The organism is Pigmentiphaga humi, from assembly GCF_900606115.1.
Lineage (GTDB): Bacteria > Pseudomonadota > Gammaproteobacteria > Burkholderiales > Burkholderiaceae_B > Pigmentiphaga > Pigmentiphaga humi.
In genome coordinates this window covers 248,641-260,218 of the sequence record NZ_UWPJ01000039.1, presented here as the reverse complement: position 1 = coordinate 260,218, position 11,578 = coordinate 248,641, and the positions used below count along the sequence as shown (strand labels likewise).

Genomic DNA, 11,578 nt, shown 5'->3' with positions numbered 1-11,578 from the left:
CACCGGGCAGCCGCCGCACCGTAGAATGCGGGCCATTGTAGTGGAACGGCCGGCGCCGCCTCCGGGGCGGCAGGCCCGCAGAACGATGATCTCGACAACTCCCTCCTGGATGGACGATGGCGCCCGCCACGTCTGGCTGCCCTACGCGCAGATGAAAACCGCCGCGCCGCCCCTGCCCGTGGCGCGCACCCACGGCTCCCGCATCGAGCTGGCCGATGGCCGCAGCCTGGTCGACGGCGTCGCCTCGTGGTGGACCGCCTGCCATGGCTACAACCATCCCGCCATCGCCGCGGCCGTGCGCCGCCAGCTGGACGCCATGCCCCACGTGATGTTCGGCGGCCTGACCCACGAGCCCGCCGCCCGGCTGGCGCAGCGCCTGTGCGCCTTGTTGGGCGGCGGGCTGGAGCGCGTGTTCTATACCGATTCGGGCTCGGTCGCGGTGGAAGTCGCGATGAAAATGGCGGTGCAGTACTGGCTCAACCGCGGCGAGCGCCGGCGCACGCGCTTCCTCGCATTTCGCGGCGGCTACCATGGCGACACGCTGGGCACGATGGCGGTGTGCGATCCGGAAGAAGGCATGCACAGCCTGTTCCACGGGCTGCTGGCCGAGCACGTCATCGCCCCCTTGCCGCGCGACGCCGGCTCGCTGGCGCAGCTGGAACGATTGCTCGAGAACCATGCGCACGAACTCGCGGGCATCCTGGTCGAACCGCTGGTCCAGGGCGCCGGCGGCATGCTGATGCACGGCCCCGAAGTGCTGCGCCGTCTGCGCGCGCTGGTCGACCGCCACGGCCTGCTGCTGATCTACGACGAGATCTTCACCGGCTTCGGTCGCACCGGCACGCTGTTCGCCTTCGAGCAGGCCGGCGCCGCGCCGGACATCGTCACCCTGTCCAAGGCGCTGACCGGCGGCACGCTGCCGCTGGCGGCCACGGTCGCCAACCGGCGGGTGTTCGACGGCTTCTGGTCCGACGACCCCGGCCACGCGCTGATGCACGGGCCGACCTTCATGGGCAACGCGCTTGCCTGCGCCGCCGCCAACGCCTCGCTCGACCTGTTCGAACAGGAACCGCGGCTGGCGCAGGTTCAGGCGCTCTCCCTGGCGCTGGAGGCCGGCCTGGCCTCTTGCGCGCATCTCCCGTGGGTGCGCGATGTACGCGTGCTGGGGGCGATCGGCGTGGTCGAACTGGACGGCGCTTTCGATAAAGAAGCGCTGCGCGCGCGCCTCGTGGAGGCCGGCGTCTGGGTCCGCCCTTTCGGCAATATCGTCTACCTGACGCCCGCCTTCACCATAGACGCGGACGATCTGGCCTTCCTGCTCGACGCCGTGGTCCGCGTGGTCCGAGGCATGGGCGATCTGGCGCGCCGCGCGCCCTGATCCGCAGGGGGCTTTTTTCTTCGCCGCAACTCGCTACTATAGCGAGGCATGGACGTCACACGGCCCGGCGGATATCCGTCCTCCGGCCGCGCGGCGCGCCCCAGGGATCATGGATGACGACACACGATACGCCGCCCCCTCCTTCGTCCATCGGCCTGCTGCGCAAGCTGATCGGCATTCTGATCGCGCTGGGCGGCCTGTTCGTGCTGGCCCACGGGCTGATCGAAGCCCTATGGGAAGGCCAGCCCCACATCCAGCAAGCCTTGATCGGCGGCGGCGTGGCCGCGGCGGCCACGGCGCTGGGCACGGTGCCGGTGCTGTTCTCCCAGCAGTTGTCCGAGCGCCTGCAGGACACCTTGTTCGGCTTCGGCGCCGGCGTCATGCTCGCGGCCAGCGCCTTTTCGCTGGTCATCCCGGGCCTGGATGCCGCCGAGGCCCAGGGAGCGGGCCGCTGGGGCGCCAGCCTCACCGTCGGCGGCGCCATCCTGCTCGGCGCGGCTCTGCTGCTGCTCATGGAACGCTATCTGCCGCACGAGCACTTCATCAAAGGGCTGGAAGGCGTCCCCGCCCACACCCGCTCGCGCATCCGCCGGACCTGGCTGTTCATCTTCGCCATCGCCCTGCACAACCTGCCCGAGGGGCTGGCGATAGGCGTGGCCTACGCAGCCACGGACCCGGTGCGCGCCGGGGCGCTGACGACCGGCATCTCGATCCAGGACATCCCGGAAGGTCTGGTCGTCGCGGTGGCGCTGGTGAGCATAGGCTACAGCCGCCTGACCGCCGTGACGCTGGGCATCCTCAGCGGGCTGGTCGAACCCATGGCGGCAGTGATCGGCGCCGCCGTGGTGAGCTTCTCGTCGGCGCTGCTGCCCTGGGGCCTGGGCCTGGCCGCCGGCGCGATGCTGTTCGTCATCAGCCACGAAATCATCCCCGAATCGCACCGCAAAGGCCATGAAGTCTTCGCCACCGCCGGATTGATGGTCGGCTTCGTGATCATGATGGTGCTGGACACCGCGCTCGGCTGAACACGGCGGCAGGCTCTGGCACAGGCGGCGGGCCTAGCCCTCCAACTCCAGGTCCTGGATCTTGCGGGTGATCGTATTCCGGCCGATACCGAGCTTGAGCGCAGCCTCGATGCGGCGGCCGCGGGTAGCGCGCAATGCCGCGGCGATCAGCGTGCCCTCGAATTGCCGCGTCATGGCCTGCATGATGTCCGGCTCGCCGCGCCGCAAGCGCTGCTCCACGTCGCGCCGCAGGCCGTCCAGCCACAGGGCCGAGCCATCCTGATCCTCGGCCGGCGCCGCCCGCGCGATGGCCTCGTCCAGACTGGCCGCGGCCACCAGGGCCCGCTCGTCCGGCGATGCCGGCACGTCGCGCATGCGGCCATCGACGGCCTCCTCGGCATGGGTGTCTGACGGCCTCTTCTCCAGCAGCTCGGGCGGCAGTTCCTGCACGTCCACGGTCTGCCCCGGCGCCATCACCGTCAGCCAATGGCAGACGTTCTCGAGCTGACGCACGTTGCCGGGAAAAGGAAACCGCAACAGCACCGCCAGCGCCGCGGGCGTGAAGCGCTTGGGCTCCACCCCGAGATCGCGGGCGCTGCGCGCCAGGAAATGGCGCGCCAGCAACGGAATGTCCTCCGCGCGTTCGCGCAGCGGCGGCAGGCGCAGGCGGATCACGTTGAGCCGGTGGAACAGATCCTCCCGAAACAGTCCCTGCTTGACGCGCTCTTCGAGCGGCTGGTGAGTCGCCGCGATCACGCGCACATTGGCATGGACGGGGTTGTGACCGCCCACCCGATAAAAGCTGCCATCCGACAGCACCCGCAGCAGGCGCGTCTGCAGTTCCGCCGGCATGTCGCCGATTTCGTCCAGGAACAGGGTGCCGCCGTCGGCCTGTTCGAAGCGTCCGCGGCGCATGCTCTGCGCACCCGTGAAGGCGCCGCGCTCGTGGCCGAACAGCTCCGACTCCAGCAGGTCGCGCGGAATCGCGGCCGTGTTGATGGCCACGAAGGGGCCCGATGCCCGTGCGCTGTGCCGATGCAGCGCGCGCGCGACCAGCTCCTTGCCGCTGCCCGACTCACCGGTGATCATGACAGTCACCTGCGACTGCGACAGGCGGCCGATGGCGCGAAACACTTCCTGCATCGCGGGCGCCTGGCCGAGAATCTCGGGCGTACCCACCAGCGTATCGTCGGCCGACGCTTCCTCCCGCAGGCTTTCCTCCACGGCGCGCCGGATCAGCTCGGTGGCGTGATCGACGTCGAAGGGCTTGGGGAGGTATTCGAAGGCTCCGCCCTGGAAGGCCGAAACGGCGCTCTCCAGGTCCGAGTATGCGGTCATGATGATGACCGGCAGCGCCGGAAAACGCCGCTTGACCGCCTGCAGCAGCTCGATGCCGCTGGCGCCCGGCATGCGGATGTCGGTCACCAGTACCTGGGGCGCGTCTTCGTTCAATGCGTCCAGGGCCTCGCGCGCCGTGCCGAAACTGCGGCTGGGCAGGTTTTCGCGGGCCAAGGCTTTCTCGAGCACCCAGCGGATCGACCGGTCATCGTCCACGATCCAGATTGGTTTCATCGTTGGTTTCCTAGGTACGCTGGCAAAAGGCACTCCATCCGTTTCATTGGTTCAGGGAAGCGGCAGCAGGATCCGGAAATCGGTCGCGCCGGGCTTGCTGTCGCACTCGATGATCCCCTCGTGCTGCTGCACGAAAGTCTGCGCCAAAGTGAGCCCCAAGCCGCTGCCCCCTGCTCTTCCCGAGACCAGCGGATGGAAGATCCGGTCGAGCAATTCGGGAGGAACGCCCGGGCCGTTGTCCAACACATGCAATTCCAATGCCAGCCTGAAGCGCTGCTTGGCCAGCGTGACCTGGCGCACCACCCGCGTGCGCAGCGTGATTTCCGCATCGCCGGCGGCGATCCGCGGCGCCAGCGCCTCGGCGGCGTTGCGCACGATGTTCAGCACGACCTGGATCAGTTGCGACTTGTCGCCCCGGAACTCCGGAATCGCCGCGTCGTAGTCGCGGACGATCGTCAGACCGCTCGGATATTCGGCCAGCACCAGCGCGCGCACGCGCTCGCACACTTCGTGGATGTTCACGTCGCCGACGATGCGCGGCGCGCGGTGCGGCACCAGCAGGCGGTCCACCAGGGTTTGCAGCCGATCGGCCTCCTGAATGATGACCTGCGTGTATTCCGTCAGCGCGGGATCGCCCAGCTCGGCCTCCAGCAGCTGCGCCGCGCCGCGCAGCCCGCCCAGCGGGTTCTTGACCTCGTGCGCGAGGTTGCGCAGCAACTCGCGATTGGCTTGCGCCTGCTCGAGCAGGCGCTCCTCCCGCTCGACTTTCAACTGCTGCTCGATCTCCTGCAGTTCGATCAGCGCCGGCCAAGGCTGTCCGTGCAGCGTCACCACGGTAGCCGACACCTGGGTCGGTTCCCGCCCCAGGCGGTCGATCTCCAGGATCTGCCGCTTGTCGGCGAACACCTGCGACTTGGCCTCTTCCAGCGACATGCGCAGTTGCTCGCCGTCGCGGAACAGGTCGCATACATGCAGCGACATCAATTGGCGCACCGATACTTCGAAGAGATCTTCGGCAGCGGCGTTGGCATAGCGGATGCGCCGCTCGCCGTCCACGACCAGGATGGCGCTGGAGAGCAGTTCGAACGCCGCGAAGGCGCCAATGAAAGGATCGTCCATGTCAGCTATCCATCGCCCCGCGGTAGCGGTGGCCCAACGGAAACGGGGCGATTTTCACGCCCCGTTCTCCTTGCAAACGACAGTTCCCGGCCTGGATCAGAGACCGTAGTACATGTCGAACTCGAGCGGATGGGTCGTGGCGCGGAAGCGCGTGACTTCATCCATCTTCAGGGCGATGTAGGCGTCGATCATGGCGTTGCTGAACACGCCGCCGCGAGTCAGGAACTCGCGGTCCTTGTCGAGCGCTTCCAGGGCCTGGTCGAGCGACGAGCAGACGGTCGGGATCTTCGCGTCTTCTTCGGGCGGCAGGTCGTACAGGTTCTTGTCGGCCGGATCGCCCGGGTGGATCTTGTTCATCACGCCGTCCAGGCCCGCCATCATCAAGGCCGAGAATGCCAGGTACGGATTGGCCAGCGGATCCGGGAAGCGCGTCTCGATGCGGCGGCCCTTGGGATTGGCTACGTAGGGGATGCGGATCGAGGCCGAGCGGTTACGGGCCGAATAGGCCAGCTTGACCGGGGCTTCGAAGTGCGGAACCAGGCGCTTGTACGAGTTCGTGCCGGGGTTGGTGATGGCGTTCAGCGCACGGGCGTGCTTGATGATGCCGCCGATGTAGTACAGCGCGAATTCGGACAGGCCGGCGTAGCCGTTGCCCGCGAACAGGTTCTGGCCGTCCTTCCAGATCGACTGGTGGACGTGCATGCCGGAACCGTTGTCGCCGACGACGGGCTTGGGCATGAAGGTGGCCGTCTTGCCGTAGGCGGCGGCGACGTTCCAGATCGTGTACTTCATGATCTGGTTCCAGTCGGCGCGCTGCACCAGGGTGGCGAACTTGGTGCCGATCTCCAGCTGGCCGGGGCCGGCCACTTCATGGTGGTGCACTTCGACCGGCACGCCCTGCTGCTCCAGCAGCAGGCACATTTCCGAACGCAGGTCCTGGAAGGAATCGGTGGGAGGCACGGGGAAATAACCGCCCTTGACCGACGGACGGTGGGCCAGGTTGCCGCCATCGTAGTCGATGCCGGTGGACCACGAGGCCTCTTCCGACTTGATCTTGACGAAGCAGCCGGACATATCGATGTTCCAGGTCACGCCGTCGAATACGAAGAACTCGGGCTCGGGGCCGAAGTAGGCAGTGTCGCCCAGGCCCGAAGACTTCAGGTAGGCTTCGGCGCGCTTGGCCAACGAACGCGGGTCGCGGTCATAGCCCTTCATATCGGACGGCTCGACCACGTCGCAGGTCATGATCAGGGTCGATTCCTCGCGGAACGGATCCATGCGGGCGGTCGACGGCTCGGGGATCAGCAGCATGTCCGAAGCTTCGATACCCTTCCAGCCGGCGATCGAGGAGCCGTCGAAGGCATGGCCCGTCTCGAATTTGTCTTCGTCCACGGTGTGGGACGGCACCGACACGTGCTGTTCCTTGCCGCGGGTATCGGTGAAACGGTAATCAACGAACTTGACCTCGTTGTCCGCAATCATCTTGAGGACGTCTTTGGGCGTTGCCATTAGGGCTCCTGATAGTCTCGTAAAGCTTGCCGCCGGTTCGGCCGGAGGCTCAAGCGTTCTCGTCGTGCTTACAGCCCGCACCGGAAGAAAAAGAACGGGCTGGACGGCTGCGGGTTTCAATAAGCATCTTCCGTGCCAGGGTTCGGTGCGAAGCATGCACTCCAGCGCTGGCACGGGACAGCGCTGAATTCTCGCACATTGCCGTGACACCGGATTTCAGTCTACGCACCATAAATGGGCATAACAATACGGAGTGGACACTAAATTGGTGCATCCGAGGTTCGAAGCACGAATATGCCCGATATTGGTGCGCCGGCTTCCTGAACTCAGAGGAACAGTTCCTGCAAATCGTTCAGAAAGCGCCGGCCCAGCTCGGTCGCACGGATCCGGGTCGGATCCTCGTCCAGCAAGCCCTTCTCCACAGCCTTGGCCAGCGGCCGGGCGATGGCGGCCAGGTTCAGCCCGGTCCGCTCCGGAAAAAACGCCGCCGGCACGCCATCCGCCAGGCGCAGCGCGTTGAGCATGAATTCGAACGGCAGCTCCTCCGCTCCGACCTGGCGCGATTCGGCCAGCCAGCCCGTATCCGCGACGGAATCCAGCAAGGCGTCCATCCACGATTGCGGATTGCGCACGCGCGCCTCGCGCAGGATGCGGTCGTGGAACGACAGCTTGCCGTGCGCGCCGGGGCCTATGCCCAGGTAATCGCCGAATTCCCAGTAGTTCAGGTTGTGGCGGCAGCGGGCGCCCGGCTTCGCATAAGCGGAAATCTCGTAGTGCTCGTAGCCGGCCTGCGCCAGGCGGGCTTCGATGCGATCCTGCATCTCGAACGCATCGTCGTCGTCCGGCAGTGGCGGCGGATACTTGGCGAAAACGGTATTCGGCTCCAGCGTCAGATGGTAAAGCGAGAGATGCTCCGTGCCGAAAGCCAGCGCGGTTGCCACGTCGTCCAGGCAGCCGTCCGGGGTCTGGCCCGGCAGCGCGAACATCAGGTCGAGGTTGACGCGGTCCACATGCCGCTGGGCGATCTCGATGGCCTGGCGCGCGGCCCTGCCGTCGTGGATGCGGCCCAGCGCCTTCAGGCTGCGGTCGTCGAAACTCTGTATGCCCAGCGAGATCCGGTTCACGCCGCTGGCGGCATACGCCGCAAAACGGCCGGCCTCCACCGTGCCGGGATTGGCCTCCATCGTGATCTCGGCATCCGGCAGCAGCGGCAGCCGCGCGCGCAGCATGGCCAGCATCGCATCCAGCGTCGCGGCCGACAGCAGGCTGGGCGTGCCCCCGCCGATGAACACCGATACCACCTTGCGGCCCCAGACCTGCGGCAGGCTCTGGTCCAGATCCGCCGCCAGCGCTTCCAGGTAGCGTTCCTCAGGCAGGGTTTCCGGCGCCGCGTGCGAATTGAAATCGCAATACGGACACTTGCGCACGCACCAGGGCACGTGCACGTAGACGGACAGCGGCGGCAGGCTCGTCAGCAGACTGGGGCCGGGCGCGAACGGCATGGCGACGCGCCGCACCGCTTCCTGCTGCCCCGCCGGCACGATGGAAATGGCCCGCGGCATCAGAACGTATCCAGCTTGCCCATCAGCACCGCCAGCGCCTGGGCGCGGTGGCTGATGCCGTTCTTTTCCTCGGGCGCCAGCTCGGCCGCCGTCTTGCCGAGCGCCGGCAGCAGGAAATGCGGGTCGTAGCCGAACCCGGCCGAGCCGCGCGGCTGCTCGACGATCTCGCCCCACCAGAGGCCCTCGCCGATGAGCGGCTGCGGATCGTCGGCCGAGCGCACCAGCACCAGGGCCGCATAGTAATAAGCGCGGCGGTCCGCGGCCTCGCGCAGCCGTTCGACCAGCAGCGCGTTATTGGCCGCATCGGATTTCTCGCCGCCGTTGCGGGCGGCAAAGCGGGCCGAATACACGCCGGGCTCGCCGCCCAGCGCCACGACACAGACGCCAGAGTCGTCCGCCAGCGCCGGCAGCCCGGTCAGGCGGCTGGCGTGGCGCGCCTTGGCCAGCGCATTCTCGATGAACGTGACGTGCGGCTCCTCGGCCTCGGGCACCCCCAGGCTGCCCTGCGGCACCAGTTCGAAGCCGCGCGCGGCGAGCAGCGACGAAAACTCGCGCAGCTTGCCGGCGTTATTGGAGGCCAGGACCAGCTTCCTCATGATCGGCTTCCCGCTCAACGGCCCGGATACGGCTGCGCCAGCGCCTCGCGCTGCAGGCGCACCAGATCGGCGATCCCCGCCTCGGCCAGCCCCAGCAGCGCATTCATCTCATCGCGCGAGAACGGTACGCCCTCCGCCGTCCCCTGCACCTCCACATAGGCGCCGCCGCCGGTCATCACCACATTCATGTCCGTTCCGCACGCCGAATCCTCGGCGTAGTCCAGGTCGAGCACCGGCAGGCCTTCATAAATGCCCACCGACACCGCCGCGACGTGCTCGCGTATCGGCGAGGCGAGCAGCTCGCCGCGCGACATCAACAACGCCACCGCATCGCTGGCCGCCACGAAAGCGCCCGTAATGCTCGCCGTGCGCGTGCCGCCATCGGCCTGGATCACGTCGCAATCCAGGTGCAGCGTGCGCTCGCCCAGCCTGGACAGATCGAACACCGCGCGCAGGCTGCGCCCGATCAGGCGCTGGATCTCCTGCGTGCGGCCGGTCTGCTTGCCCTTGGCCGCCTCGCGGCCGCCGCGCGTATGCGTGGCGCGCGGCAACATGCCGTACTCGGCCGTCACCCAGCCCTGGCCCTGCCCCTTCAGGAAGGGCGGCACCTTGTCCTCGATGCTCGCGGTACAGATCACCTGCGTATTGCCGAAACTCACCAGCACCGACCCTTCGGCATAGCGCGTATAGCCGCGCTGCAGCGAAACCGGGCGCAAGGCAGCCGGGGCACGGCCGGACGGACGCGCGAACGAAGAGGGGGTGGCACTCATGGGGAAACTCCGTCGTAACTGATAAGCGGATGAGAAAGCCGGCGCGAACGCCGGCGCGCCTGGGCGGCGCGATGCCCTCCATTGTACGGTCAAGGTTCCATCGGCCGGCCCGCCGCTTTATCATGCAGCTTCACGCCGACACACGCCCAGGCCCGTCGGCCGCCTCGTCCCTTCCCTACAGGCCCCGCCATGATCCGTAGCATGACCGCCTTCGGCGCCGCCCGCGCCGACACCGACCACGGTTCCGTTTCCATCGAACTGCGCAGCGTCAACAGCCGCTTCCTCGACCTGCATTTCCGCATGCCCGACGAACTGCGCGCGCTCGAAACGGCGCTGCGCGAACTGCTCACCAAGACCGTGGCGCGCGGCAAGGTCGAAGTCCGCGCCAGCATCCACCGGCGCCAGGCCACCGACCCCGACTCCATCAACCTCGCCGCGCTCGAACAGGCCGCCGCCCTGTTCCGCAAGGTCCAGGCCGTCTTCCCCGACACCGTCCCGCCGCGCCTGTCCGAACTGCTCGCCTGGCCCGGCGTGCAGGCCGTGGAAGAAGACGAAGACACCTGGCGCGAAGCCGTCCAGCGCGCCGCCGCCGAAGCCCTCGCCCAGATGCAGGCCGCGCGCGACCGCGAAGGCGAACGCCTGGCCGCCATGATCGCCGACCGCGCCGACGCCGTCGCCGCCATCGTGGCCGAAGTCGAACAACGCATGCCCCAGCTCGTCCAGGAATACCGCGACAAACTCGCACGCAAACTGCGCGACACCGTCGAAGCCGCCTTCCCCGGCGGTTTCCAGAACATCCGCGGCGAAGAACTCTCCGAACGCCTCGCCCACGAAGCCACCCTGTTCGGCCTGCGCATCGACGTCGCCGAAGAACTCTCGCGCCTGCACTCCCACCTGGCCGAACTGCGGCAATTGATCGGCAAGGGCGGCAAGAAGGCCGAGAAAAGCGGCAGCGCGGGCAAGCGGCTGGATTTCCTGTTCCAGGAAATGAACCGCGAGGCGAATACCCTGGGGTCCAAGGCGGGGGGGCTGGAGGTGACGCGGGCGGCGATGGATCTGAAGCTGTTGATCGAGCAGATGCGGGAGCAGGCGCAGAACATCGAATAGTGGATCACGACGTTTCACAACGTCCCACATACCCCAGAGATGCCCGTATTTACGGGCTTTTTTCATTTCAGAAGGGATCATTCAACACTAAATATCACCATTTTCGTGTGCTCAGGCGTGTTCGAGGGCCGCGCAAGCGGCCACGGCGCCGGATTGCGGGAAGTCGACTGCGACCTGCCACGCCCGAAGCGGTCAATCAGGTATGGACATACGACTTCGTATTCGATGCCTGCGCCAACGGTCAGCAATTGAAATGTCTGACCGTCGTGGACGAGTACACCCCGGGAATCCTTGGCTATCGATGTCGCGGGTTCGATCCGTTCGAATCGGGTCATCGAGGTCCTCAGCCAGTTGATAAGTGTGCGGGGTGCGCCGCGCGTTCTTCGGTCCGACAATGGCCCGGAATTCGTCTCACGCGCACTACTGCACTCGGCTACCCAGCAAGACCTGGGCATGGCATTAATCGATCCCGGCAAACCCTGGCAGAACGGAACAGCGGAGAGTTTCAACGGAAAATTTAGGGATGAATGTCTGGCGATGGAGTGGTTCCGCAACCGCATTGAAGCCAAGGTCGTCATCGAAACCTGGCGACGACATTACAACGAGGTCAGGCCGCATTCCAGTCTGAAAAACCTAACCCCCTACGCATTTGGATCACAGTGCGGCCTGAGCGCCGCTTAACCGAGGCCGTTCTCCAAGTATTCAGTGGTCCGAGGAAACCCGGCAGGTCAATAGGTCGGCATCGTTCACGACCTATGCCGAGAACCCAGACGCTGGCAACGTGATCCCCGGCGCCGACGGCGCCCAAGGTGCGCTGGTCGCGCCCAGGCATGGGCAAGCGCGGCGACGCTCGGGTGATCGACTTCCACTTGGTGGACGATGAAATCGTGCTGCTGGTGATGGTGTACGCCAAGGCCGAGCGCGCCAACGTGAAAGCCAAGGACATCAAGCGGAGCTGACC

At 66.7% G+C, this 11,578-nt stretch carries 10 protein-coding genes and 1 pseudogene; 5 read left to right on the top strand and 6 right to left on the bottom strand.

Annotation, left to right across the window (positions count from 1 at the left end):
• Positions 1–85: 85 nt before the first annotated feature.
• The gene (locus PIGHUM_RS22890) at positions 86–1,378 is read left to right on the top strand and encodes an adenosylmethionine--8-amino-7-oxononanoate transaminase (RefSeq protein WP_124081996.1); all 1,293 of its coding nucleotides are present in this window, start codon (positions 86–88) and stop codon (positions 1,376–1,378) included.
• Positions 1,379–1,491: 113 nt separating this feature from the next.
• Positions 1,492–2,403, top strand: coding sequence for a ZIP family metal transporter (locus tag PIGHUM_RS22885; RefSeq protein ID WP_124081995.1), 912 nt, complete (start codon positions 1,492–1,494; stop codon positions 2,401–2,403).
• Between the two features lie 33 nt (positions 2,404–2,436).
• On the opposite strand, the gene ntrC is transcribed toward PIGHUM_RS22885, so the two are convergent.
• The 6 genes from ntrC to rph all read right to left on the bottom strand — a co-directional run bounded on the left by ntrC (position 2,437) and on the right by rph (position 9,510).
• Positions 2,437–3,954: a nitrogen regulation protein NR(I) gene (gene ntrC / locus PIGHUM_RS22880; protein WP_124081994.1), complete on the bottom strand. Its 1,518-nt coding sequence runs from the start codon at positions 3,952–3,954 to the stop codon at positions 2,437–2,439.
• 51 nt (positions 3,955–4,005) lie between these two features.
• Entirely contained in the window at positions 4,006–5,073 is a 1,068-nt protein-coding gene (gene glnL / locus PIGHUM_RS22875) for a nitrogen regulation protein NR(II) (RefSeq protein ID WP_124081993.1), read from the bottom strand.
• 96 nt (positions 5,074–5,169) lie between these two features.
• Positions 5,170–6,582: a type I glutamate--ammonia ligase gene (gene glnA, locus PIGHUM_RS22870; RefSeq protein WP_124081992.1), complete on the bottom strand. Its 1,413-nt coding sequence runs from the start codon at positions 6,580–6,582 to the stop codon at positions 5,170–5,172.
• A 326-nt stretch (positions 6,583–6,908) separates the two neighbouring features.
• Positions 6,909–8,144: a radical SAM family heme chaperone HemW gene (hemW, locus tag PIGHUM_RS22865; protein WP_124081991.1), complete on the bottom strand. Its 1,236-nt coding sequence runs from the start codon at positions 8,142–8,144 to the stop codon at positions 6,909–6,911.
• Positions 8,144–8,740, bottom strand: a complete 597-nt coding sequence (gene rdgB / locus PIGHUM_RS22860) for an RdgB/HAM1 family non-canonical purine NTP pyrophosphatase (RefSeq protein WP_124081990.1) — start codon at positions 8,738–8,740, stop codon at positions 8,144–8,146. The genes hemW and rdgB overlap by 1 nt, the downstream gene beginning before the upstream one ends.
• A 14-nt stretch (positions 8,741–8,754) precedes the next feature.
• Positions 8,755–9,510, bottom strand: a complete 756-nt coding sequence (rph, locus tag PIGHUM_RS22855; RefSeq protein WP_124081989.1) for a ribonuclease PH — start codon at positions 9,508–9,510, stop codon at positions 8,755–8,757.
• Positions 9,511–9,699: 189 nt separating this feature from the next.
• Here rph and PIGHUM_RS22850 point away from each other — a divergent pair, with 189 nt between their 5' ends.
• From PIGHUM_RS22850 to PIGHUM_RS23980, 3 genes and pseudogenes are all read left to right on the top strand, one after another.
• The gene (locus PIGHUM_RS22850; RefSeq protein WP_124081988.1) at positions 9,700–10,617 is read left to right on the top strand and encodes a YicC/YloC family endoribonuclease; all 918 of its coding nucleotides are present in this window, start codon (positions 9,700–9,702) and stop codon (positions 10,615–10,617) included.
• Between the two features lie 128 nt (positions 10,618–10,745).
• Positions 10,746–11,402, top strand: a pseudogene (locus PIGHUM_RS22845) (IS3 family transposase); the annotation flags it as partial.
• A 24-nt stretch (positions 11,403–11,426) separates the two neighbouring features.
• Entirely contained in the window at positions 11,427–11,576 is a 150-nt protein-coding gene (locus PIGHUM_RS23980; RefSeq protein ID WP_160142396.1) for a hypothetical protein, read from the top strand.
• The last annotated feature ends 2 nt before the right edge of the window (positions 11,577–11,578 follow it).